This window comes from Streptomyces sp. NPDC031474, assembly GCF_055581185.1.
This window is the reverse complement of sequence record NZ_JBVIJX010000005.1, coordinates 124,919-148,216: the sequence shown is the minus strand read 5'-3', so window position 1 is coordinate 148,216 and position 23,298 is coordinate 124,919. Positions and strand designations below refer to the sequence as shown.

The window sequence follows — 23,298 nt, the reverse complement described above, 5'->3', positions numbered from 1 at the left end:
TCCCGATCTCGTGGTCAGGCTGGCGGGTAGACGAGTGTGATTTCTCGGTTGAGGCCGGTTTCATCGGCGTCGGGGTAGAGGGATAGTTCGCCGTCGGTCCAGCGGACGATGAAGTCGTCTGGATAGTCGTTGTCGGTGTAGTCACCGGCGGCGAGGACCGTAGCGTGGGTCCACAGGTCGTTGGGCTCTTTTATCTGGATTTCGCCGTGGAGGCCGGTCTGGTCAATGTCCTTGTAGACGGTGAGTTCGCCGTCTTTCCAACGGACCATCAGGTCCCACTGGTCGTTTCCGGTGAAATCGCCGGCGGCGATGCTGGTGGCATACTTCCAGACGCTGTCACCAGCGGCGAGTTTCTTCTCGCCGTGGAATCCGTCACGGTTTACATCGGTGTAGAGAGATACTTCGCCGTCGATCCAGCGCACTAGGAGGTCGTCGGTCCATTTACTGCCGCTGGTGTAGCGGCCCGCGGAGATGGACACGGCGTTTTTCCACAGCGCGTTGGGCTTCTGGAGCTGGTATTCGCCGTGGAATCCCTGCTCGTCGACGTCGGGGTAGAGGGTCAGTTCCCCGTCGACCCAACGGACGAGGAGGTCGTCCGTGTCGGCACCCGTAAAGTCTCCTGCTGCGATGGTTTCCGCGTGCTTCCAGGTGCTGTCCTTGGCGGCGAGTCTGATTTCCTTGTCGAAGTTGTCCTCGTCCTCGCCGGCACCGCGGTACAGGGTGAGCTCGCCGTCGGACCAGCGCACGACCAGGTCAGAGTAGTCGTCGTCCCCGGGGTTGCCGTCGGTGAAGTAGCCACCTGCCAGCACTTCGGCATGCTTCCAGGTTTCTGCCTGGCCGAGGATTCCGCGGCCGGCCGGCGGCCTGTTGTTGACGGCGTCGTCGTACAGCTTCTGGGCGTCGGCGTCGAGGTAGGAGCTGTAGGAGATGTCATCGACGTCACCGCCGGTGTGCCAGCCGCCGATCACGCCGACGATTCCCCACCCCGCCCCCTTCTTGACGAGGAACGGCCCGCCGGACGCGCCCCCCGAGTACGCCTTGCACTCGATGCGCAGGAAGCTTCCAGGGATCTTGGGGTCTGAGCTGTTGTAGCGCACGGTCTTGTCCGTGCAGTCCAGTGGCCCATTCTGAGCGTTGGGGTAGCCGATGAGGCGGACGGGATTGTGTTCATAGCCTGCGTCGATTAGGAGGTCGGCACCGCCGACAGCGTCCTGTATGTTCACGCCACCGCGGGGTTCGAGCTGCAGGAAGTTGAAGTCCAGGTCGGCTGCGGCGTCGGGCCCTTTGGCAAGGTACCGCTTGTCGACGTAGATGCGGCCGGGCTTGACGGTGAATGATCCGAAGGGTTTTTTCCCGTCGTTGTACTTGGGGACGAAAGTGAGGTTTTTTCGCGCGTCCTGGTCGTCGAAGCAGTGTCCGGCGCTCATGACAAGGTTCTTGCCGGGACTGTTGACGACTGTCCCTCCGCAGAAGCGACCGGTATTGGTTCCGTCGTTGAAGAAGAAGGTGCCGACGACGGGTATGCCTTCAAAAGGTTTGCTGGATGAGGCGACCATGCCGTGTGGGGTGGCACCATCTGCGGACTTTCCGCCCATAACAGGCTGCGCGGCACGCATGCGCTCGGGTGTCCAGTAGGCGTCCGCGTCGGCAGGCGTGAAACCTCGGGCGTCATTGTCGCCGGCTGCTGGCACTGGAGTTGGCGGCGGTATGGATTCCGCTTGTGCTGGCGTCTGCGGCAGCACGGTGAGCGCCAGTAACCCTAAGAGAACGGCGAGCGTTCTTTTTGTCTTCAAGTTGCTTCTCCATGGTCAAAGGAGAGGCAGATCACTGTGTGTAGCGTGATCCCCCCGGATGCGCCATGATTACAGGATGACCCGCAAGAGGGGGAAGAATTTAATGACTAGGTGTCGGAGTGTCGGCCAATGTGTGCTGACAACTGGCTTGATTGCTCTGTTGGTCGGCACGCCAGCCATTGCGCACGCGGACCAAGTGCCACTGCCAAACAAGGGATACGCCTCGATCACGGGCCCGGCTGGCCCGGGCCAGAATGTCGGGATCACCGTCAAAGAGGAGCCTGGTAATCCACATCCGACGGGGGTGGATATGTCCAGCCCCGCTCTCGACAAAGGAAGCTCCCTGGGAGACACGGGCACCGCGTGGGTCGGTTCGGGACGCGTTCTTGCGGATGTCGAACCAGGGACGTACAAGGTGAAGTTCACCCTGACCTACCAGGGCGCTCGGTGCATGAACGAGGCAGACCGAGACCGCGTCTGCAACTACGATCCCACGGTTGTTTGGAGCGAGCTCACAGTGGAGGCCTCCGGTAAACCGCAAACCGACGGCTGGGGAGTGTGGCAGGGAGCCGCATTGGGCGCCGGGGCCACCGCACTGGCCGCTGCGAGTGTCATCGGTGTTCGCCGACGGGCCACGCGGTCCTCTCGTTCCTCCTGACCCGACGACGAGAAGCGATGCCGGGCTCTCCATGCAGCCCAGACCGAGCGCCGAGGTGACGAACTGGTAGAGACACCATCAACAGCGGTCAGCCGAGACCGGGATTTCACCACTGAGGTTCACCCCGGATGCGGGGGATGGTGGCAGAGGATCAGATAGTTCTCACGGGAGGAACTTCGACCATGGCTCCCCCCCCATTACCTTCTTGATCGGCCCCGCAATGGGGTTCCCGGCCTCCGGGCCCGGCATGACTGCTCCCCCCTGTTGACCATGATCTGGGGGGTGGTGTCACCGGTTCCGGAGGCACTGGCAGACCGCTGATTAGGGGCATGATCACCAGTTCCCGCAGGGGACTTGGGAGGCTCTTCGTAATGTGGATGCCGGCAGCTGGTTGCCGCAGGTGAGGCCGGGACGCTCGACCGGAGGACGCACATGATCGACACCAGTGACATCGGCGCCTTCCTCGGCCTGGACGTCGGCAAGGGCGAACACCACGCCACCGCCGTCACCCCGGCAGGGAAGAAAGCCTTCGACAAGCGGCTGCCCAACAGCGAACCGAAGCTGCGGGAACTCTTCGAGAAGTTGCAGGCCAAACACGGCACCGTGCTCGTGGTCGTCGACCAGCCCGCCTCCATCGGCGCCCTGCCCCTGACCGTCGCCCGGGACGCGGGCTGCCAGGTGGCCTATCTGCCGGGCCTGACCATGCGGCGGATCGCCGATCTCTACCCCGGCGAGGCCAAGACCGACGCCCGCGACGCGTTCATCATCGCGGACGCCGCCCGCGCCATGCCGCACACACTCCGCGCCCTCGAGCTGGAAGACGAGACCGTCGCCGAGCTGGAGATGATCGTGGGCTTCGACGACGACCTCGCCGGCGAGGCGACCCGCATCAGCAACCGGCTTCGCGGCCTGCTCACCCAGATCCACCCCTCGCTGGAGCGGGTCCTGGGCCCGCGCATCCAGCACCCGGCCGTGCTGCTGATGCTCGACCAGTTCGGCTCTCCCGCCCAGTTAAGGAAGGCCGGACGCCGCAGGCTGGTCAATCTGATACGGGCCAAAGCCCCGCGGATGGCCGAACGCCTGGTCAACGACGTCTTCACCGCGCTCGACGAACAGACCGTCGTGGTTCCCGGCACCGACGCGGCCGCGCTCATCGTCCCCAGCCTCGCCAGCCAACTGAAATCCATACTCGACCAGCGCAAACTCCTCGCCGCCCGGATCGAGGAACTGCTGGAGGCCCACCCTCTTTCCAAGGTCCTGACCTCCATGCCCGGGATCGGGGTCAGGACCGGAGCCAGGATCCTCATCGACGTCGGCGACGGCAGCAGTTTCCCGTCCGCCGCCCACCTTGCCGCTTACGCGGGCCTCGCCCCGGCGACCCGCAGTTCGGGCTCGTCCATCCGCGGCGAACAGCCCTCCCGCCGGGGAAACAAGCAGCTCAAACGGGCCTTCTTCCTGTCCGCATTCGCTGCCCTGGCCGACCCGGTCTCCCGCGCCTACTACGACAAGAAGATCGCGCAAGGAAAGCACCACACCCAAGCCCTCCTCTGCCTCGCCAGACGACGAGCCGACGTGCTCTTCGCGATGCTCCGCGACGGCACCTTCTACGACCCCCAACCAGCCCCCACGGGTTGACGAAACCCATAGGGGCACCCCCCCCAGGGAAGGGCAAGGTGCCGCGGGCCAGTACCCGGCTTCGAGGTCGACAAGGCTGGGGATGTGTCGGCCGGGCGGGATGCTCCCGTCCTCGATACGGGCGCGCAGGATCCCGGCGATGTGCCGGTATGACGGGACTGGCCCTTCCCGGTCAATCGTCATGCTCCATGGCTCTCGGACTCGTCAGTCGAACCCGACCCGTGGCCTTCGTGCGCATCGGCGGACTCTCGCTCGATGACGAACGACCCCTTTCCGACGACCGTACGCACGTAACCCATCTCAGCCAGCAGAACAAGCGTCTTGCGGGCTGTCCCACGGGCGATCCCGAACTCCTGCATCAGCCGGTCCACCCCGGGCACCGCCCTCCCCAGTGGGTACACGCCGTTCTCGATGCGGGAGATCAGGACTGCGGCGAGTTGCAGGTACAGCGGGTCAGCCGCGTCCGGGTCCAGTTCCTCGTCCGGGCCGTAGCCCGCTGGGATGTCCACCATGGGTTGACCGTAAGCGGCCAGGGAAATCTACACTCATTTGTGTCATGGCATGGCATGCCATGACCAGGTTGCCTTAATGTCGGTCATGACACGAGAAGACCCCCGCGACGGATGCGACCCGTCCGGGGGCGTGGCCACCAACTGCAAGGAGTTGATGACGGTGAGCATTATCCACGCGTTGCTGCGATGGGTTCTGGGCGTACTCGTCCCTGGCACGGGGAAGCGGCGTGCCGCTCACCCCCGCGCCGCGTCGGCTGCAACGCTGGGAGCGGCGCAACTTCGCGCCAACCGGGCCTGGCTTCCGGCCCCTCGCTCCCCGTACAGCCTGGACGACACTCCACTCGACGGAGCCGAGTCCCCGCTGGTCCGTCCCTACCTCGTCGCCGTAGAGCAGGAGCGCGCCCGGCAGCCGCGGCGGCGGACAGCGCCCGTCCTCGCCGCCGACTTCGGCATCGGCCTCGGTATCGATCTCGGCCTCGGCCTCGGCCTCGGCCTCGGCCTCGGCCAGCATGCCATTGGTGCCGAGCAGGCGGTGGCGTGTTGAGGCCACCGGAGACGGAGGCGGCGCTGTCTGCCGAGTGCGCGGTCGCCGGGCGGCCCAGTTATGAGGATCTTCACGGGCGCTGTCGCCAGACGTCCGACGTACCGCTGCCAGGTGGCAGAGGTCTGTTGCTGATGTCCCGCTGCCCGTGCTCCTGCCACGCGCCGGGCGCGAGCTGCGGGGCACGGTGATGGCCGGGCGGTACCCGGAGGGCGAGGTGTCCCGGCTGACCATCCGCACCTACCGGGTCAGCCGCGACAGCGACGAACCCGACGGCCAGGTACGGGAGCGCACGGTCACGAGCAGGCATGACCGCGAGCGGCTGCCGAATGTTCACGAGTGGCCCCCATGCCGCTGTCCCCGCTGCCGGACCGGCCCGGACCCCGCTCCCCGGTAGCAGCCGTATGAGGGAGGGCCGCCCGTCCCGTACACAGGACTGGGCGGCTCTACAGCAGTGGCCCGGCCTCCGCCCCGAACTCGGTTATCTGGTCGGTCAGTTCGGCACGGCTTCGGCAGCGGAACCGGACCTGGATCTGGTCCACGCCCATCGCGGAGTAGGCGCGCAGGGACTCGGCGAGCGCCTCCGGCGGACCGGTGAGGGTGCGGCGGCCGACGTCCCAGGCGGGCGTCCCCACGTACAGGGGCTCGGTGATGGCGCCGATGGTGAGGGGCGCGGCGATGCCGGCGTCCTCGCGCAGGCGCCGTAGCTTCTCGATCTGCGCGGGCAGCCGGTCCCTCGGGTCGCCCTGGGGCAGCCAGCCGTCGCCCTTGAGGGCGGCCCGGCGCACGGCCGCCGGGGAGGAGCCGCCGACCCACAGCGGCACCCGCGCCTGTGCGGGCCGGGGCCGCTGCCCGAGGCCCTCGAAGTCGTAGAGCTTCCCGTGGTGGGCCGGGAACTCGTCCGGCCCGAGCGCGGCGCGCAGGGCGTCGATCGTCTCGTCGAGGACGGCCCCGCGCCGCTCGAAGTCCGCCCCCAGCACCTCGAACTCCTCCCGTACGTGCCCGGCGCCGACCCCGAGGATCAGCCGGCCGCCGCTGAGGTGGTCGAGGGTGGCGTACTGCTTGGCGGTCAGCAGCGGGTGCCGCAGGCCGACGACGGCGACATGGCTGAGCAGGCGGACGCGTTCGGTGACGGCCGTGAGGTGGGCGAGGGTGGCCACGGGGTCGTACCAGACGGTGCTCATGGCCTCGGCCAGCCGGCGCGGGATCGCCACATGGTCGCAGGCGGCGACGTAGGCGAAGCCGGCCCCGTCGGCGGCGCGGGCTATGGCCACGAGATCGCCGGGGCCGGCGCCGGCCTCCCAGGATTCGGCGTAGATCGTCGACTGGGACTGGACGGGAAGCTGGATGCCGTAGGCGAGGGGCCTGCTCACCGCGTGCCGCCGGCCCAGAGGCCGTCCTTCGTCAGCCCCAGCAGGTCGATCGCGTTGCCGCGGACGATCCGCTCCACGACGTCCGGGGCCAGATGCCCCATCTGCGCCTCGCCGACCTCCCTCGACTTCGGCCAGGTGGAGTCGGAGTGCGGGTAGTCGGTCTCGTAGAGGACGTTCCCGAGGCCGATGGAGTCGAGGTTGCGCAGGCCGAAGGCGTCGTCGAAGAAGCAGCCGTAGACGTGGTCGGCGAACAGCTCCGACGGCGGCCGGTGGACCTTGTCCGCGACCCCGCCCCACCCGCGGTTCTCCTCCCACACCACGTCGGCGCGCTCCAGGATGTACGGGATCCAGCCGATCTGGCCCTCCGCGTACATCACCTTCAGGTTGGGGAAGCGTTCGAACTTGCCGCTCATCAGCCAGTCGACCATCGAGAAGCAGCAGTTGGCGAAGGTGATGGTGGAGCCGACGGCGGGCGGGGCGTCGGCGGAGGTGGAGGGCATGCGGCTGGAGGAGCCGATGTGCATGGCCACGACCGTGCCGGTCTCGTCGCAGGCGGCGAGGAAGGGGTCCCAGTAGTCGGTGTGGACGGACGGCAGGCCGAGGTGCGGGGGTATCTCGGAGAAGGCGACGGCACGCACCCCGCGGGCGGCGTTGCGCCGGACCTCCTGCGCCGCCAGCTCGGCGTCCCAGAGGGGGATGAGGGTGAGCGGGATCAGCCGGCCGTGGGCGTCCGGGCCGCACCACTCCTCCACCGTCCAGTCGTTGTAGGCGCGCACGCAGAGCAGGCCCAGCTCGTGGTCGGCGGCCTCGGTGAAGGTCTGGCCGCAAAAGCGCGGGAAGGTGGGGAAGCAGACGGCGGACTGGACGTGGTTGACGTCCATGTCGGCGAGCCGGGACGGCACGTCGTACGACCCGGGGCGCATCTGCTCGTAGGTGATGACCTCCAGCTTGATCTCGTCCCGGCTGAAGCCGACGGCGGTGTCGAGGCGGGTGAGGGGGCGTTGCAGGTCCTCGTAGATCCACCAGTCGCCGAGGGGGCCGTCGTCGCCGGGCTCGCCCATGACGGGCTTGAAGCGGCCGCCGAGGAAGGTCATCTCCTTCAGCGGGGCGCGGACGACGCGGGGCGCGGTGTCGAGGTACTTCTTCGGCAGCCGGTCCTGCCAGACGGTGGACGGCTCCACGGTGTGGTCGTCGACGGAGATGATCAGCGGGAGGGGCGTCGGGGGCGTCGCAGGCGATGTGGTCCTCGGTGTGGTCCTCGGTGTGGTCTCCATGGGGGCACGGTAGCGCTGATCTGACGGATCGTCAGCTATCGCGTTCACGCCGGGCGCGAGCCGGACTTGATCGACTCTGCGGGGATGTGTGCACACGAGATGTGAGGGATGTGTGGACTCCTGCGCACCTCCCGGATACCACGACGGGAAGCTGACGCTTCCGGCATGGACAGGGCAAAATGAACAGGTAATTCGGATGCCTAAAGGGAGCCCTGATGGACGACCGGGTAGGACACGGCGGCCCGCGTGTGCCGGAGCAGTGGCGCCCCGCCTCCCCCGGGGAGCCGGCGACGCTGCGCTTCGCCGTGCTCGGCCCCGTGCGCGCACGGCGCGGGGACGAGCGGCTGGCCACCGGCTCCCCCCAGCAACGCGCCCTGCTGGCCGCCCTGTTGCTGCGCGAGGGCAGGACGGCCACGGCCGCCGAGCTGATCGACGCCCTGTGGGGCGAGGAACCGCCCTCGCAGGCGCTGGCGGCGGTGCGGACGTACGCCTCGCGGCTGCGGAAGGTGCTGGACCCGGGCGTCCTGGTGAGCGAGTCCGGCGGGTACGCGGTGCGCGGGCTCGGCGAGGGCGCCCTGGATCTCGCGGTGGCGCAGGAGTGGGCGGCGGAGGCCGAGAAGGCCAAGGCGGCCGGGGACCTGACCCAGGCCCGTGACGTGCTGAACCGCGCGCTCGGCCTCTGGGACGGGGAGGCGCTGGCCGGCGTCCCCGGCCCGTACGCGGAGGCGCAGCGCGTCCGGCTGGAGGAGTGGCGGCTGGGGCTGCTGGAGTCCCGGCTGGACATGGACCTGGAGCAGGGCTGCCACGCCGAGGCGGTCTCCGAACTCACGGCGCTGACGGCCGCGTACCCGCTGCGTGAGCGGCTGCGCGAGCTGCTGATGCTGGCCCTGTACCGCAGCGGCCGGCAGGCGGAGGCCCTCGCCGTGTACGCGGACACACGGCGGATGCTGGCGGAGGAGCTGGGCGTGGACCCGCGCGCGGGGCTGCGGGAGTTGCAGCGCCGTATCCTCCAGGCCGACCCGGAACTCGCGGGGCCGTCGGTCCCGGCGGCGGAACCCGCGGTGGTACGGGTCCGCCCGGCCCAACTCCCGGCGACGGTACCCGACTTCACGGGGCGGTCGTCGTTCGTGCGGGAACTGAGCGCGGTGCTGTCGGCGGCGTCCGGTCCGGAGGGCGGCGGCGGGACGGGCCGCGTCATGGCAGTGTCGGCGCTGGCCGGGATCGGGGGCGTGGGCAAGACGACCCTCGCCGTGCACGTGGCCCACCAGGCCCGGTCCGCCTTCCCCGACGGCCAGTTGTACGTCGACCTTCAGGGCGCGGGGGCCCGGTCCGCCGAACCGGAGACGGTACTGGGCTCGTTCCTGCGGGCGCTCGGCACGGCCGACTCGGCGATCCCGGACTCCCTGGAGGAACGGGCGGCGCTGTACCGGTCGGTGCTGGACGGGCGCCGGGTGCTGGTCCTGCTGGACAACGCCAAGGACGCGGCGCAGGTACGTCCGCTGCTGCCGGGCACCGAGGGGTGCGCGGCGCTGGTCACCGCGCGGGTGCGGATGGTGGACCTGGCGGGCGCGCACCTCGTCGACCTGGACGTCATGTCGCCCGACGAGGCGCTGGCCCTGTTCACGAAGATCGTGGGCGAGGAGCGGGTGGCCTCGGAACGGAAGGCGGCCCTGGACGTGGTCGCGGCCTGCGGCTTCCTGCCGCTGGCGATCCGCATCGCGGCGTCCCGGCTCGCGGCCCGCCGCACCTGGACGGTGTCCGTGCTGGCGGCGAAGCTCGCGGACGAGCGCCGCCGCCTGGACGAACTCCAGGCCGGCGACCTCGCCGTGAAGGCCACCTTCGAACTGGGCTACGGCCAGTTGGAGCCGGCCCAGGCCCGCGCGTTCCGCCTCCTCGGCCTGGCCGACGGCCCGGACATGTCGCTCCGCGCGGCGGCAGCGGTCCTGAACCTGTCACCGGAGGACACCGAAGACCTCCTGGAGTCCCTGGTGGACACCTCCCTGCTGGAATCGGCGGCCCCCGGCCGCTACCGCTTCCACGACCTCGTCCGCCTCTACGCGCGTGCATGCGCGGAACGCGACGAGCATCCGGCGAGCGAACGGGAGGCGGCGCTGTCGCGGTTGCTGGACTTCTATCTGGCGACGGCCGCAGGGGTCTACGCCATCGAACGGCCCGGGGACCGGACGGTCACGCACCTGGAGCCCACCTCGTACACCGGTCTGACGTTCACGGACCGGACGGCGGCCCTGGACTGGCTCTTCCTGGAGGCTCAGTGCCTGCTGGCCTGCGCGCGGCAGCAGACCACGGGCGGCGGGCTGCGCCGGGCCGTCGACCTGCTGTGGGCGGCGAAGGACCTGGCCGAGTCGGGCGCCAACGCGAAGCAGTACGAGACGGCGGCGATGGTTCTGCGGGACGCCGCGCAGGACGTCGGCGACGTCCGTGCGGAGAGCCGCGCCCGCACCGCGCTCTCCAACGTCCACCTGGCCGCCGGACGCTACGCCGAGGCCGACGAGGAGGCCCGGCGCGCCATCGAACTCGCCACCATGACGGACGACGCGACCCCGATCAGCTGGGCGGCGACCGACCGGGGGATCATCGCGCTCAGCCAGGGCCGCTACGAAGAGGCCGAAGCGTTCCTCACCACCGCCAGGGACGGCTATCGGGCGGACGGGAACCGGCCCGGCGAGGCCAGTGCGCTGTGCAACCTGTCACGGCTCTACGAGCGCATGAACCGCCCGCCCGACGCGGTCACCCTGGCCCAGCAGGGCGTCGAGATCTTCCAGCAGCTCGGACTGACCCTGCGGCTCGCGAACGGCCGCTACGCTCTCGGCGTCGCGCTGATCCGGGCCGGCAGGCTGGCCGAGGGGCTGGTGCAACTGTCCGACGCGCTGGAGATGTTCGGCAGCAACCGGCAGCGCCTGTGGGAGGGGACGACGCACTTCCGCATCGCCCAGCTGCACCTGGCCGACCGCCGCCCCGCGCAGGCGGCCCAGCACGCCGAACAGGCACTGGCGATCGGGTTCATCGGCGGTGACCTCATCCGGGGCAGTGTGCTGACGGCCTTGGGCAGGAGCCTGCACGCACTCGGCCAGTCGGACCGGGCACGAGCCTGCTGGCAGGAGGCCCTGCTCCTGCTGGAGCGGTCGGGAGTGCCCGAGGCCGCCGAGGTACGTCGGCTGCTGACGCCCCTGGACGCGTCATGAGCCCCGGCCCGCGGCGTTCATCGAACGTTTATGACGCTCTGCCAAGGTCGACTCATCGGTCCGTCGCGTCGGGGGGCAGACGGGTCGCACGGGCCCACTGGGGGGTGGGCTCCGGCATATGCCCTCTGTCCGGCGATACTCGGGGGAATCGCCGGACAGGGGCGTCTCTCAGTCACCTGAACACCACTCCCAGGGGGAGCCTGCACATGAGCAACACCGAGAAGCAGACGACGGACGCCACCGCGGACATCAAGCCCATGGAGAACCACGCGCCGATCCTGCCGGCGCTCGACGACCTCAAGAAGCCCGACACCGAGAAGTCCGAGCCGGCGGCCGGGGACGAGATCGTCACGCTGGAGAACCACGCGCCGGTCCCGCCCGCCCTGGACCTCGGCGGCAAGTAGACCTTCATCACGACGGGGATCGGCCGCGGCGGCGCGGAGGGGGAGCCGCCGCGGCCGAGGCGTGTCCCGAGCCGGATCCCATGTCCACAGGCCGCTTCTCTCAGCCCGGCCGCCCCCGCAGCTCTCCCTTCACCACCTTCCCGCTCGCGTTGCGCGGCAGTTCGGGGACGAACTCCACCGCCCTTGGGACCTTGTAGTTGGCCATCTCGCGGCGGGACCAGGCGATCAGGTCGTCGGACGTGGAGGTCGCGCCCGGGCGGCGGACCACGTAGGCCTTGCCGACCTCGCCCAGCCGGGCGTCGGGGACGCCGATGACGGCGACGTCGGCGACGTCCGGGTGCAGGCCCAGGAGTTGCTCTATCTCCGCCGGGTAGGCGTTGAAGCCGCCGACGATGAACATGTCCTTGAGGCGGTCGGTGATGCGGAGGTTGCCGGCGGCGTCCAGGACACCGACGTCGCCCGTGCGCAGCCAGCCGTCCGGCGTGAGGGCTTCCGCCGTCGCCGTCTCGTCCTCGTAGTAGCCGCGCATGACGTTGAAGCCGCGGACCAGGACCTCACCCGGCGCGCCCGGGGCGAGGGCGGCGCCCGTCTCGTCGACGACCTTCACCTCCGTCCCGGGGATCGCCCGGCCCGACGTCGAGGCGATCACCCTCGGCTCGTCGCCGCGGCGGCACATCGTGACGATGCCGCTGGCCTCCGAGAGGCCGTACGCCGTCAGGACCGTCCGCACGCCGAGCTCGCCCCGCAGCCGCTCCACCAGGCGCAGCGGGACGACCGCCGCGCCCGTCACGACCAGCCGCAGCGCCGACAGGTCGTAGGAGGCGCGGGAGGGATGGTCCAGGAGGGACTGGTGCAGCGTCGGCGGGCCGGGCAGCACCGACACCCGTTCCGAGGCCACGTTGGCGAGCACCGCGTCCACGTTGAACACCGGCTGCGGGATCATCGTCGCGCCCCGCATCAGACAGGCGATCACGCCCGCCTTGTAGCCGAAGGTGTGGAAGAAGGGATTGACGATCAGATAACGGTCGCCGTGCCGCAGCCCCGCCAGCTCGGTCCAGATGCCGTACGCCCGCAGGGTCTGCGCGTGCGTGATCACCGCGCCCTTCGGGCGGCCCGTGGTGCCCGAGGTGTAGACGATGTCCGACGGCCACTCCCCCCGCACCGCGTCCGCCCGCGCCCGCACCTGCGCCGCCCCCACCCCGTCCCCGCTCGCCAGGAAGTCCTTCCAGGTGCGGAAGCCGACCGGCGCGTCCTCGGACAGGACCACCGCCTGCTCCAGCGCGGGCAGCCCGGGCAACGGGCCCCGTCCGGGCCCCTCCCCGGCCGCCCGTCGCAGCGACGCCACGTACGACGTGCCGAGGAACGTGCCCGTGACGAACAGCAGCCGTGCCCCGCTCCTGCGCAGCACATACGCGGCCTCCGCCCCCTTGAACCGCGTGTTCAGCGGGACGAGCACCGCCCCCGCCGACACCGCGCCCAGCGCCGCGACCATCCACTCCAGCGAGTTCGGGGCCCAGATGCCGACCCGGTCCCCCGGCCGCACCCCGCCCGCGACGCACGCCGCCGCGGCACGTTCGACCCGCGCGCCGAGTTCGCCGTAGGAGATCCGGGTACGGCCGTCCACCACCGCCTCGGTGTCCCGGTACCGCTCGGCCGCCGACCGGACCAGCCTCGCGATGCTGTCCCACTCGCCGCAAGTCCCGTCCCCCGCTACGTCTACGCCTTCTTCTCCACCCACGGCTTCTCGACCCACGGCTTCTCCACCAACGGCTTCTCGACCCACGGCTTCTCGACCCACGACCGGCCTCCCGCGCCCGCCCCACTCCACTAGCTGACGACCCGTCAGATTAGCTGTAACCTGACGTCCTGTCAGCTCACCCGTCCCCTCAGCGGAGGTGCAGCAGTGACCGGGCTCAAGGACGCCACCGCCGTCGTCGGCATCGGACAGACGCCGTTCGCCAAGCACCTCCCCGAGGACGAGCGCACCCTCGCCTGCCGTGCCGTCCTCGCCGCCCTCGACGACGCCGGGATCGCCCCCGGCGAGGTCGACGCCCTCGCCTCCTACACCATGGAGGAGACGGACGAGGTCGAGCTGGCGAAGGCCGTCGGGTTCGGCGACCTGACCTTCTTCAGCAAGGTCGGATACGGCGGCGGCGGCTCCTGCGCGACCGTCGCCCACCTCGCCGCCGCCATTGCCTCCGGCCAGGCCACGGTGGGAGTGGCGTGGCGCTCGCGCAAGCGGGGCAGCGGGCCGCGCCCGTGGACCAACACGGCCGTCCAGCTCGCCACCCCGGCCCAGTGGACCCGCCCCTTCGGCCTCCTGCGGCCCGTCGACGAGATAGCCATGCTGGCCCGCCGCTACCTGCACGAGTACGGCGCGACCCGCGACCACCTCTTCAACGTCGCCCTCGCCTGCCGCAACCGCGCCAACCAGAACCCCGCGGCGATCATGTACGACCGTCCCCTCACCCGCGAGATGTACATGACCTCCCGGTGGATCAGCGAGCCCCTCTGCCTCTACGACAACTGCCTGGAGACGGACGGCGCGTTGGCCTGCGTGATCGTCAGCAGCGAGCGGGCCCGGGACTGCCGGCACACCCCCGTGTACGTCCACTCGGCCGCCCAGGGCCTGCCCGCCCAGCACCACGGCATGGTCAACTACTGGAACGACGACCCCCTCACCGGGCCCGCCTGGGCGGCCGCCCGACACCTGTGGAAGCACGCCGACTTCACCCCGCAGGACGTCGACGTCGCCCAGATCTACGACGCCTTCACGCCCCTGGTCCCCCTCTCGCTGGAGGGCTACGGGTTCTGCGGCCGGGGCGAGGGCGGCGCCTTCACCGAGCAGGGAGCTCTGGAGACCGGCGGACGGCTGCCCCTCAACACCGGCGGCGGCGGGCTCAGCGAGGCCTACGTCCACGGGTTCAACCTCATCAACGAGGGCGTGAAGCAACTGCGCGGAACCAGCACCGCCCAGGTCCCGGACGCCGCCACCTGCCTGGTCACCGCGGGCGAGGGCGTCCCCACATCCGCCCTCCTGCTGAGGAACTGAGGAACTGAGGGAGCCGAACATGCTGAGCCCCGTCCCCGACGCCGACGGCGCCCCCTTCTGGCGGTACGCCGCCCAGGGCGAACTCCGCGTCCAGGCCTGCGCCGACTGCGGCGAACCACGCTTCCCGCCCCGCCCCTGCTGCCCGCACTGCCAGTCCTTCGCGAGCGAGTGGCGGCCGGTGTCGGGCCGCGGCCGCATCTGGTCCTACGTCGTCCCGCACCCGCCCCTCCTCCCCGACTACGCGGCGCAGGCCCCGTACAACGTGATCCTCGTCGAACTGGCCGAGGCGCCCCGGATACGGCTGGTGGGAAACCTGGTGAGCGGGCCGGGGGCGCCTCTGAACTCCGTCTCCCTCAGCCGCGTCCGGATCGGCGCCCGGGTCCAGGCCGTCTTCGACGGTGACGGCCTGCCCCAGTGGGTCCTGGAGCGGCCGTGAGTGCGGAAGTGAGTGCGGCCGTGAACGCGGCCGCGAAGGTGCGTCTCGACATCGACAAGGACACCGGGGTGGCCGTCGTCACCCTCGACCGGCCGGCCCGGCTCAACGCCATCGACCTCGACACGGTCCGTGAACTGCACCAGATCTGGCGGGAGTTGCGCTTCGACGACTCCGTACGGGCCGTCGTCCTCACCGGCGCCGGCGGGCGGGCGTTCTCCAGCGGGCTCGACCGGGACGCCGTCGTGCCGCAGCCCGCCTCCCCCTACATGCAGGACGATCCGCTGCTCACCGTCGGCCCCAAGGCGAACGACCTGTGGAAGCCGGTCGTGGGCGCCGTGGAGGGGATGGCCTGCGGGGGCGCCTTCTATCTGCTCGGGGAGTGCGAGTTCGTCGTCGCCGGCGCCGACGCCGTGTTCTTCGACCCGCACACCACGTACGGCATGGTCAGCGCGTACGAGTCGGTGCTCCTCGCGCAACGGATGCCGTACGGGGAGGTCGCCCGGATGATGCTCATGGGGACGGCGGAGCGGATCTCCGCCCGGCGTGCCTTCGACGTCGGACTCGTCTCCGAACTCACCGACACGGGCGGGGCGTTGAAGGCCGCCGTCGCCTGCGCCGCGGTCGTCGCCGGGTATCCCCCGGCGGGCGTCCAGGGCACCGTACGGGCGCTGTGGGCGGCGAAGGAGGCGGCCCGCGCGATGGCCTACGCGCAGGCCCCGCACCTCATCTCCCTGGGCAATCTGCCGACCGAGCAGCAGGCGGAGCTGTTCGCCGGGCGGCGGGGCGGCGGGTTCCGGGTGCGGTGAGCGGCTGTCAGCCGGAGCCGGCGGGTGCGTACGGCTCCGGGTCGCGTACGGCTCCGGGTCGCAGTGGTCGACCTTCGTCGCGCCGCCCGGGGCGGACAGGTCGACCTGGCGACCGCTCCATCCCCGGCGTAGCGTCTGGGGTGGCGGCCGCCGTCTGGATCCCCTTCCGTGCACCCGGCACGACGGCCGTCCCGGTACCCGGACCGGCGTAAGCCATCGGCACAGGTCCCGGTACCGGTGGTTTACGCCGTTCGGGCCGTGCCCGTGCCCTTCTCCGCGTCCAGCGCGTACACGCAGCGGTCCTTGCTGCACGCGTACACGACGCCGTCGCGGACCACCGGGGAGCCGGTGATCTCGCCGCCGGTCGCCAGCTTCCAGCGCAGCCGGCCGTCGTCGGCCTTCAGGGTGTAGAGGAGGTGGTCCGTGGAGCCGAAGTGGATACGGCCCTCCGCGACCGCCGGGGCGCCCACGATGTCGCCGCCCGCCTGGAACCGCCACTTGGGCGTGCCCGTGACGGCGTCCAGGGTGTACAGGCCCTTGCCGCTGCCGACGTGGACATGGCCGGCGGCGACGAGGACGGGGTCGACGGACGCGCGGGACTCCGTGGCGATGCGCCAGCGGTCGCGGCCGTCGGTGGCGTCGATGGCGTACACCGTGCCGAGGTAGTCGGCGAGGTAGACGCCGCCGCCGGTGACGGCCGGGCCGGGCACGAAGGTCGGCGCGGACAGGAACACCGCCGGAGCCTCGAAGTGCCAGCGCACCCTGCCGCTCGCGACGTCGACGGCGAGGACGCGGGTGCCGGCGGAGAGGTAGACGTAGCCGTCGGGGGCGGGGGTGACGCGGACCGGGACGCCGCCGCAGGAGGCGGTGTCGCCGATGGGGTACGACCAGCGTTCGTCACCCGTACGGGCGTCGAGGGCTCTGAGCCGGGCGTCCTGCCAGACGAAGACCGTGCCCTCGTGGAGCGTCGGCCCGGCCTCGGGGGACTCGAAGTCGGTCTGGCAGCCGCTGATCTCCCAGAGCTTCTGCCCGTTCGAGGCCTCCCAGGCCTGGACGCCGCCGCCGCGGGTGCCGGTGACGACCGTGCCCCGGTCGGCCTTGAGCGAGTACACCCAGGCGTCCGTGGACAGCCGCCACAGGTCGCCGCCCTCGCGGGCGTCCAGGGCGAACAGGGTGGGGCCGTCGGAGGCGTGGACGCGGCCGTCCGCGACCGCCATCGACCAGGCGACGTCCCGCGTCTTGAAGCGGCGCCGGCCGGTGGCCACGTCCAGGGCGTGCACCTCGAAGGAGGTGACGTAGACGAGGTCCCCGGCGACCGACGGCGTGCCCCACACGTCGTTCGACATGCGGAACCGCCAGGGCCGCCAGCCCGCCGGGGTCTCCGGGGGCGCGCTCTGGACGGCGGGCAGGGCGGTGTCGGCGCCGTTGACGCCGGGGTGGAGGCGGGACCAGTTCGCGACCAGGCCGGGCTCGGCGACCGGCGCCTTCACGGCGGCCGTGGCGCGGACGTCGGCGACGCGCGGACCGGGGCCGATCGGCACGGCCGCGCCCGCCAGCCGGACGGGCCCGGTGTCGGGGGCGCCGACGACGACGGCCGCGGGCGGCTGCGTCGGGCGGGAGAGGACCACGGGGTCGTGGGACGGCGGGGGCGGTACGGCCTGCGCGGCGGGCCCGCGGCCCATGGCCACGCCACCGCCACCGCCACCGCCGCCGTTGCCGCCTCCGCCGATGTTGCCGCCCGCGAAGCCACCGCCCGCTCCGCCGCCGCTGCGGGGGCCGGCGGGGGCCGGCTTCGGCGCCGGACGGCCGCCGCGGCGCGTCTCGATGAGGGTGACGGCCTTCTCGGGCAGCCACGCCGACGCCGTACCGCTGTCGTCGGAGCCGGAGCCGAAGAGGTGGGGGGCGAGCTGGGCCTGGAGATCGGCGGGGTTGGGGCGGGCCGTGGCCTCCATCTGCATACAGGACTCGATGAGCGGCCGCAGCTCGTCCGGGAGGCCCTCCAGGTCCGGGCCCTCGCGCAGCAGCATGAAGACGGTCTCGACCGGGTTGGCGCCGTGGAAGGGCGGATGGCCGGTGGCGGCGAAGACGAGCATCGAGCCGAGCGAGAACACGTCGCTGGCGCCGGTGACGCTGCGCGAGTCCTTCGCCTGCTCCGGGGACATGTAGGCGGGGGTGCCGACAGCGACGTTCGTCATCGTCAAACGTGTGTTCGAGACACCGGAGGCGATACCGAAGTCGATCACGCGCGGGCCGTCCTCGACCACGAGCACGTTGGACGGTTTCAGGTCACGGTGGACCAGCCCGGCGCCGTGGATCGACTGGAGGGCCTCCGCGACGCCCGCGGCCAGCCAGCGCACCGCCTGGGCCGGCATCGGCCCGCACTCGTTCACTATCTCTTCGAGGGAGGGCGCGGGCACGTACGCGGTGGCCAGCCACGGCACGGCGGCGCGCGGATCGGCGTCGACGACCGCGGCCGTGTAGAAGCCGGAGACCGCCCGGGCCGCCTCCACCTCGCGCGTGAAGCGCACCCGGAAGAGCTGGTCCTCGGCGAGTTCCGTACGGACCGTCTTGATCGCCACGCGCCGGCCCGAGGCCGAGCGGGCCAGGTAGACCAGCCCCATGCCGCCGGCACCCAGCCGTCCCAGCACCTCGAACGGCCCGATCCGCCGAGGATCGTGCTGCGTCAGCTGATCCACCACTTGCCTGCCACCTCCCCGTACGAGCCGCGTCACCCACTTGTGTACACGGCCCCGTGCAGCGTCTCACCACCGCACCGCCATGGCGGCACGCACCCCGATTCTTCCTGGCCGGGCGGCTGGTTGCGAACCCGGGGGCAATCGGGGTGTCTTATTTCATATCCGGGCAAAAAATACTCACCCAGGGACAAACCTGCCGGTGAGGAGCCGACCAGGGGACGGCGTGGGGCCGGTGACCGGGCGGTGAGCGGCCGGTGAGAGCGGGCTGCTGAGCGCGCGCTCAGCGCTGGAGCAGTGCGAACGACGCCCCCTGGCTGTCGCTGACGACGGCCACCGTGCCGTACGAGGCGGTGAACGGCCCCGCCTGTACCCGTCCGCCGAGCCGGCTCACCGCGCCGAGCGCCTCCTGGCAGTCCTCGACGCCGAAGTGGACGAGGAAGTGCGGCGGCATCACCTCGGGGAAGACGTCGCCGACCGGGGCGCGGCCGAAGTCGGGGGCGGCGCCGGGGCCGAAGAGGGCCGCGTGGAAGAGGTTCCCGTAGAAAGTGTTGGCGGCCTCGGTGTCGCGGGCGTAGAGCTGCGCCCAGGCGAAGGCGCCGGGCCGGTGCCGCACGCCGAAGCCGCGGTGGCTGCCGGGCTGCCAGAGCCCGAACACGGCGCCCTCGGGGTCGGCGGCGAGGGCGCCGGTGCCGAGCCCGTCGACCGGCAGCGGGGCCATCACCACCTGCCCGCCGGACGCCTGGATCCGCCGGGCGGTCGACTCCGCGTCCGGGGTCGCGAAGTACACGGTCCAGACGGTGGGCATGCGGCCGTCCGTCTTGTGGGCGAGCGCGGCGACGGGCTCACCGTCCAGCCGGGCCCACACGGAGCCGCCCTGGCCCTCCGGCCGCTCCTCGAAGGTCCACCCGAAGAGCTCACCGTAGAACCGCCTGCCCGCGTCCACGTCGGGGAGCTGGGCGTCCACCCAGCAGGGGACGCCCTCCGGGAATCCCCCGGGGGGTCCCGCCGCGTACACCGATGCCCTGTTTTCGGCCATACAGCCAAACTAACGGCGGTTCACGCGGCGCGCAGACCCGGCGCGACCAGGCACACCCGTCTCCTTACCCCCGCGCACCCCATTTGCAGTCGGCCGAATAGCGCTCCGATCACCCCTCGGTAAGCTGACGGCATGACAGGACAAGTGCGTACCGTCGACGGCCGCGTGGCCGGTCGGCGCGGGCAGGCGACGCGGCAGAAGCTGCTCGACTGCCTCAGCGAGATGCTCAGCTCCTCTCCCTACCGGGACGTCAAGGTCATTGATGTCGCCCGGAGGGCCGGTACTTCGCCCGCGACGTTCTACCAGTACTTTCCCGACGTCGAGGGCGCCGTCCTGGAGATCGCCGAGCAAATGGCCGCCGAGGGAGCCGAGTTGACCGAGCTGGTCGCCGGCCGGTCGTGGGTCGGCAAGGCCGGCTGGCAGACGGCGCAGGAGCTCGTCGACGGCTTCCTTGAGTTCTGGCGGAAGAACGACGCGATCCTCAGAGTCGTCGATCTCGGCGCGGCGGAGGGCGACAAACGCTTCTACAAACTCCGTATGAAGATCCTCAACTCGGTGAACAACTCCCTGTCGGACGCGGTCGCCGAGTTGCAGTCCAAGGGCAGGGTCGACAAGGACGTGAACCCGGCCGCTGTCGCCGGTGCGCTCGTCGCGATGCTCGCGGCGGTCGCCTCGCATCAGAAGGGCTTCACGACGTGGGGTGTCAAGCAGGCTGAACTCAAGCCGAACCTGGCGCTGTTGGTGCACCTGGGCATCACCGGCAAGAAGCCGACGAAGTAGCCCGGCCCCACTCCCTTTACCGTCAGTTACCGTCACGTCCTGTCTGCCAGGCGGCAGTTCACACCAGTGAGCTGCCGCCTGCCGCATTAGCTTCTTCTGGGGAGGATCCGGAACAGCCGGATCTCCCGCTCCACGCGCGCCTGATACGTCGCGTACGGCGGCCAGAACGCCAGCAGTTCCTTCCAGACGGCCGCCCGTTCCTCTCCCGTCAGCAGCACGGCCGTCACCGGAACGTCCGTGCCCTTCCAGTTGATCTCGGCGTCGGGGTGGGCGAGGAGGTTGGCGGTCCACGCGGGATGCCCGGTGCGGCCGAAGTTGGAGCCGATCAGCACCCAGCTCCCGCCGCCCTCCTCGGGCATGCAGGCCAGCGGCGTCCGCCGCGGCTGCCCGCTTTTCGCCCCCGTGGAGGTCAGGATCACCCCCGGCAGCAGTTGGGCGCTGAGCAGCACCTTCCCCCGGGTCAGGCGGTGGACGGCCCGGTCGAGGGCGGGGACGACATGCGGGGCGACCTTCGCGAACGCCCGCGTCGAGGAGACCTTCTGCACCAGTCGGACGCCGATCACACCGACACCTCCGCCCTCTCGAAGAGCCGGGCCTGCCCGGCGGCATGGGCACGGAGCCGGTGCACGGGCCCGAACAGCAGCTCGTCGCCGGCGGCCCGCTTGAAGTACAGGTGCGCCTCGTGCTCCCAGGTGAACCCGATGCCACCGTGCAACTGGATACCTTCGGCGGCGGCACGACGCAACGCGTCCAGCGCCTGAGCGAGGGCAAGCCCCCCGACCCGCTCACCGTGACCGTCCTGACCGCCCCCGCCACCCTGCCCGTCCTGCCTGTCCTGCCGCCCGTCCTGGCCTGTTGCCCAGGCGGCGTAATAGGCGGCGGACCGGGCCGCCTGGACCTGCACGTACACATCCGCCAGCCGATGCTGCACCGCCTGGAAGGACCCGATCGCCCGCCCGAACTGCTCCCGCTGCTTGAGGTACTCGACGGTCCGTTCCAGCGCCCGGTCGGCGGCCCCGACGGCCTCGCAGGCGACGAAGGCGGCGGCGAAATCACCGGCGCGGGCCAGCGCCGCCGGAACATCCGCCGCTGCCTCCTCCTCGCCGAGCAACTCGGCCTGCACGTCACGGAGTTGGACACGCCCCTGCGGGCGGGTCGGGTCAAGTGCCGTCTGCCGGGTCCGTACGAGCCCGGAGGCGTCCCCCGCCACCAGGAACAGCAGGGTGCGCGACCGTGCGAACCCCCCGGTGTGGGCGGCGACGACCAGCAGCCCGGCGCTGTGCCCGTCCAGCACCTGCGCGGCCTCCCCGTACAACCGCCAGCCGTCCTCCGTGCGGCGGGCCTGGACGCCCCCCGCACGCCCGCCGCCGGACCAGTCGCCGCCGCCCGGGCCGGTCAGGCCGAGGGCGGTCGCGAGGGCGGGGGCCGGGACGGCGAGGGCGGCGGTCAGGGTGCCGCCGGAGATCCGGGGCAGCGGGCCGGCGCGCTGGGCGTCGGCGCCGAGGGCGAGGATCAGGGGCGCGGCGAGGACGGAGGTCGCCAGCAGCGGGGAGGGCGCGAGGGCCCGGCCGGTCTCCTCGGCGGCGAGCGCGAGGTCGGTGCGGGGGCAGCCGACACCGCCGTAAGGCTCCGGGAGGGCGAGTCCGGGCAGGCCGAGCTGTTCGGCGAGGGCGGTCCAGAGAGCGGGATCGTGGCCGTCGGGGGTGTCGAGGGCCGCCCGCAGGTCGTGCGGGCCGGAGCGTTTGTGGAGGAGTTCGCGCAGTGTGCGCCGGATCTCGCCCTGCTCGGCGGTGAAGTTGGGGTCCATGGCACTTCCCTCCACATCTGACGGTCCGTCATATTAGGAGTCCGGGAACGAGATGCACAGAGGGAAGAGGGAGGTGGCCGCTCATGGCCGCGGGAAGCCGGAAGGTGGCTGTGGTGGGCGTGGCGCTCTCCGACTGCGGGCGGGTGGACGAGGCGACCCCGTACGCCCTGCACGCCCAGGCGGCCCGCCGCGCCCTCGCGGACTCGGGACTTCAGCGTTCGCGGGTGGACGGCTTCGCCTCCGCGGGCCTCGGCACGCTCGCCCCCGTCGAGCTGGCCGACTACCTGGGCCTGCGCCCCACCTGGGTCGACTCCACCTCGGTGGGCGGCGCTACCTGGGAGGTCATGGCGGCCCACGCGGCCGACGCGATCGCCGCGGGCCACGCCGACGCGGTGCTCCTGGCCTACGGCTCGACGCCCCGCGCGGACATCAGGGCGGGCCGCCGCACCGGCACCTTCGCGTTCGGCGGACGCGGCCCGCTCCAGTTCGAGGTCCCCTACGGCCACACGCTCATCGCCAAGTACGCGATGGCCGCCCGCCGCCACATGCTCCAATACGGCACGACGATCGAGCAGTTGGCGCAGGTCGCGGTCCAGGCGAGGGCGAACGCGGCCCTGAACCCCGAGGCGATGTTCCGCGACCCGATCACCGTCGACGACGTCCTGGCGGGCCCGATGATCGCCGACCCGTTCACGAAGCTCCACTGCTGCCTGCGCTCCGACGGCGGCGCGGCGCTGCTGCTGGCCGCCGAGGAGTACGTACGCGACTGCCGTACGGCCCCGGTGTGGATCCTCGGGACGGGCGAGCACGTCTCGCACGCCTCGATGTCCGAGTGGGACGACTTCACGGTCTCCCCGGCGGCGGTGAGCGGCCGGCTGGCGTTCGAGCGGGCGGGGGCAGGCCCGCAGGAGATGGACTTCGCCGAGATCTACGACGCGTTCACCTACATGACGCTGGTGACCCTGGAGGACCTGGGCTTCTGCGAGAAGGGCGAGGGCGGCGCGTTCGTGGAGAAGGGCCGGCTGCTGACCGGCGGGGAGCTGCCGGTGAACACGGACGGCGGCGGCCTGTCGGCCCAACACCCCGGGATGCGGGGGCTGTTCCTGCTGGTGGAGGCGGTGCGGCAGTTGCGGGGGGAGGCGGGGCAACGTCAGGTGCGGCGCCGCGACGGCGGCCTGCCCCGCCTCGGAGTGGCCTCCGGGACCGGCGGCTGGTTCTGCTCGTCGGGGACGGTGGTGCTCGGGCGGGACTGACGTCCGCGACGGCTCCCACCCGCACGAAGACCCGGCCGG

Annotated in this window: 19 protein-coding genes; 10 read left to right on the top strand and 9 right to left on the bottom strand. The window is 71.3% G+C overall.

Annotation, left to right across the window (positions count from 1 at the left end; genetic code table 11):
* Positions 1-14: 14 nt before the first annotated feature.
* On the bottom strand, positions 15-1,793 hold the full coding sequence (locus tag ACZ5SK_RS11355) for a trypsin-like serine peptidase (RefSeq protein ID WP_334579083.1): 1,779 nt from the start codon (positions 1,791-1,793) through the stop codon (positions 15-17).
* A 1,090-nt stretch (positions 1,794-2,883) separates the two neighbouring features.
* Here ACZ5SK_RS11355 and ACZ5SK_RS11350 point away from each other — a divergent pair.
* A complete protein-coding gene (locus tag ACZ5SK_RS11350) occupies positions 2,884-4,086 on the top strand; it encodes an IS110 family RNA-guided transposase (protein ID WP_361702338.1) in 1,203 nt (400 codons plus the stop codon).
* 179 nt (positions 4,087-4,265) lie between these two features.
* On the opposite strand, the gene ACZ5SK_RS11345 is transcribed toward ACZ5SK_RS11350, so the two are convergent.
* A complete protein-coding gene (locus tag ACZ5SK_RS11345; protein WP_361702336.1) occupies positions 4,266-4,598 on the bottom strand; it encodes a GntR family transcriptional regulator in 333 nt (110 codons plus the stop codon).
* 85 nt (positions 4,599-4,683) lie between these two features.
* Between ACZ5SK_RS11345 and ACZ5SK_RS11340 the strand changes: the two genes are divergently transcribed.
* Complete coding sequence (locus ACZ5SK_RS11340) at positions 4,684-5,142, top strand: hypothetical protein (RefSeq protein ID WP_468575852.1); 459 nt, start codon at positions 4,684-4,686, stop codon at positions 5,140-5,142.
* A 145-nt stretch (positions 5,143-5,287) separates the two neighbouring features.
* Positions 5,288-5,536: a hypothetical protein gene (locus ACZ5SK_RS11335; protein ID WP_334579080.1), complete on the top strand. Its 249-nt coding sequence runs from the start codon at positions 5,288-5,290 to the stop codon at positions 5,534-5,536.
* 49 nt (positions 5,537-5,585) lie between these two features.
* Here ACZ5SK_RS11335 and ACZ5SK_RS11330 read toward each other — a convergent pair whose 3' ends face one another.
* Complete coding sequence (locus ACZ5SK_RS11330; protein WP_468575850.1) at positions 5,586-6,512, bottom strand: LLM class F420-dependent oxidoreductase; 927 nt, start codon at positions 6,510-6,512, stop codon at positions 5,586-5,588.
* Positions 6,509-7,786, bottom strand: coding sequence for an amidohydrolase family protein (locus ACZ5SK_RS11325; RefSeq protein WP_334579078.1), 1,278 nt, complete (start codon positions 7,784-7,786; stop codon positions 6,509-6,511). The genes ACZ5SK_RS11330 and ACZ5SK_RS11325 overlap by 4 nt, the downstream gene beginning before the upstream one ends.
* A 215-nt stretch (positions 7,787-8,001) precedes the next feature.
* Here ACZ5SK_RS11325 and afsR point away from each other — a divergent pair, with 215 nt between their 5' ends.
* Together afsR and ACZ5SK_RS11315 are read left to right on the top strand one after the other, a co-directional pair.
* Complete coding sequence (gene afsR / locus ACZ5SK_RS11320) at positions 8,002-10,989, top strand: SARP-family global regulator AfsR (RefSeq protein ID WP_468156336.1); 2,988 nt, start codon at positions 8,002-8,004, stop codon at positions 10,987-10,989.
* A 206-nt stretch (positions 10,990-11,195) separates the two neighbouring features.
* Positions 11,196-11,393: a hypothetical protein gene (locus ACZ5SK_RS11315; RefSeq protein WP_334579076.1), complete on the top strand. Its 198-nt coding sequence runs from the start codon at positions 11,196-11,198 to the stop codon at positions 11,391-11,393.
* Positions 11,394-11,493: 100 nt separating this feature from the next.
* On the opposite strand, the gene ACZ5SK_RS11310 is transcribed toward ACZ5SK_RS11315, so the two are convergent.
* A complete protein-coding gene (locus ACZ5SK_RS11310) occupies positions 11,494-13,131 on the bottom strand; it encodes a FadD3 family acyl-CoA ligase (RefSeq protein WP_468416630.1) in 1,638 nt (545 codons plus the stop codon).
* A gap of 165 nt (positions 13,132-13,296) precedes the next feature.
* Here ACZ5SK_RS11310 and ACZ5SK_RS11305 point away from each other — a divergent pair, with 165 nt between their 5' ends.
* Genes ACZ5SK_RS11305 through ACZ5SK_RS11295 form a run of 3 tightly spaced genes read left to right on the top strand, consistent with a single transcriptional unit; the run spans position 13,297 to position 15,687 of the window.
* Positions 13,297-14,445 carry a lipid-transfer protein gene (locus ACZ5SK_RS11305; protein ID WP_334579074.1) on the top strand — a complete coding sequence of 383 codons (1,149 nt, stop codon included), beginning with the start codon at positions 13,297-13,299 and terminating at the stop codon, positions 14,443-14,445.
* A 19-nt stretch (positions 14,446-14,464) separates the two neighbouring features.
* Positions 14,465-14,881 (top strand): Zn-ribbon domain-containing OB-fold protein, encoded by a 417-nt coding sequence (locus ACZ5SK_RS11300; protein ID WP_334579073.1) that lies wholly within the window; start codon positions 14,465-14,467, stop codon positions 14,879-14,881.
* Positions 14,878-15,687 (top strand): enoyl-CoA hydratase/isomerase family protein, encoded by an 810-nt coding sequence (locus ACZ5SK_RS11295; protein WP_361702325.1) that lies wholly within the window; start codon positions 14,878-14,880, stop codon positions 15,685-15,687. The genes ACZ5SK_RS11300 and ACZ5SK_RS11295 overlap by 4 nt, the downstream gene beginning before the upstream one ends.
* A gap of 242 nt (positions 15,688-15,929) precedes the next feature.
* Here the strand turns inward: ACZ5SK_RS11295 and afsK are convergent, their stop codons facing one another.
* Together afsK and kbpA are read right to left on the bottom strand one after the other, a co-directional pair.
* On the bottom strand, positions 15,930-18,386 hold the full coding sequence (gene afsK, locus ACZ5SK_RS11290; protein ID WP_361702323.1) for a protein serine/threonine kinase AfsK: 2,457 nt from the start codon (positions 18,384-18,386) through the stop codon (positions 15,930-15,932).
* A 277-nt stretch (positions 18,387-18,663) separates the two neighbouring features.
* A complete protein-coding gene (gene kbpA, locus ACZ5SK_RS11285; RefSeq protein WP_334579070.1) occupies positions 18,664-19,419 on the bottom strand; it encodes an AfsK-binding protein KbpA in 756 nt (251 codons plus the stop codon).
* A 144-nt stretch (positions 19,420-19,563) separates the two neighbouring features.
* Here kbpA and ACZ5SK_RS11280 point away from each other — a divergent pair, with 144 nt between their 5' ends.
* Complete coding sequence (locus ACZ5SK_RS11280; RefSeq protein ID WP_334581288.1) at positions 19,564-20,199, top strand: TetR/AcrR family transcriptional regulator; 636 nt, start codon at positions 19,564-19,566, stop codon at positions 20,197-20,199.
* Between the two features lie 86 nt (positions 20,200-20,285).
* Here the strand turns inward: ACZ5SK_RS11280 and ACZ5SK_RS11275 are convergent, their stop codons facing one another.
* Together ACZ5SK_RS11275 and ACZ5SK_RS11270 are read right to left on the bottom strand one after the other, a co-directional pair.
* On the bottom strand, positions 20,286-20,762 hold the full coding sequence (locus tag ACZ5SK_RS11275; protein ID WP_334579069.1) for a nitroreductase family deazaflavin-dependent oxidoreductase: 477 nt from the start codon (positions 20,760-20,762) through the stop codon (positions 20,286-20,288).
* Positions 20,759-22,006: an acyl-CoA dehydrogenase family protein gene (locus ACZ5SK_RS11270; protein WP_468575848.1), complete on the bottom strand. Its 1,248-nt coding sequence runs from the start codon at positions 22,004-22,006 to the stop codon at positions 20,759-20,761. The genes ACZ5SK_RS11275 and ACZ5SK_RS11270 overlap by 4 nt, the downstream gene beginning before the upstream one ends.
* A gap of 83 nt (positions 22,007-22,089) precedes the next feature.
* Here ACZ5SK_RS11270 and ACZ5SK_RS11265 point away from each other — a divergent pair, with 83 nt between their 5' ends.
* Positions 22,090-23,259 (top strand): thiolase C-terminal domain-containing protein, encoded by a 1,170-nt coding sequence (locus tag ACZ5SK_RS11265; RefSeq protein WP_468575847.1) that lies wholly within the window; start codon positions 22,090-22,092, stop codon positions 23,257-23,259.
* Positions 23,260-23,298 lie beyond the last annotated feature (39 nt).

Excerpts from the sequence above, each read along its gene's own strand:
- ACZ5SK_RS11315 (WP_334579076.1), top strand. The coding sequence starts at position 11,196 with ATGAGCAACACCGAGAAGCAGACGACGGACGCCACCGCGGACATCAAG.
- afsR (WP_468156336.1), top strand. The coding sequence starts at position 8,002 with ATGGACGACCGGGTAGGACACGGCGGCCCGCGTGTGCCGGAGCAGTGG.
- ACZ5SK_RS11345 (WP_361702336.1), bottom strand. The coding sequence starts at position 4,598 with ATGGTGGACATCCCAGCGGGCTACGGCCCGGACGAGGAACTGGACCCG.
- ACZ5SK_RS11270 (WP_468575848.1), bottom strand. The coding sequence starts at position 22,006 with ATGGACCCCAACTTCACCGCCGAGCAGGGCGAGATCCGGCGCACACTG.
- kbpA (WP_334579070.1), bottom strand. The coding sequence starts at position 19,419 with ATGGCCGAAAACAGGGCATCGGTGTACGCGGCGGGACCCCCCGGGGGA.
- ACZ5SK_RS11300 (WP_334579073.1), top strand. The coding sequence starts at position 14,465 with ATGCTGAGCCCCGTCCCCGACGCCGACGGCGCCCCCTTCTGGCGGTAC.
- ACZ5SK_RS11325 (WP_334579078.1), bottom strand. The coding sequence starts at position 7,786 with ATGGAGACCACACCGAGGACCACACCGAGGACCACATCGCCTGCGACG.
- ACZ5SK_RS11350 (WP_361702338.1), top strand. The coding sequence starts at position 2,884 with ATGATCGACACCAGTGACATCGGCGCCTTCCTCGGCCTGGACGTCGGC.
- ACZ5SK_RS11265 (WP_468575847.1), top strand. The coding sequence starts at position 22,090 with ATGGCCGCGGGAAGCCGGAAGGTGGCTGTGGTGGGCGTGGCGCTCTCC.
- ACZ5SK_RS11340 (WP_468575852.1), top strand. The coding sequence starts at position 4,684 with ATGACACGAGAAGACCCCCGCGACGGATGCGACCCGTCCGGGGGCGTG.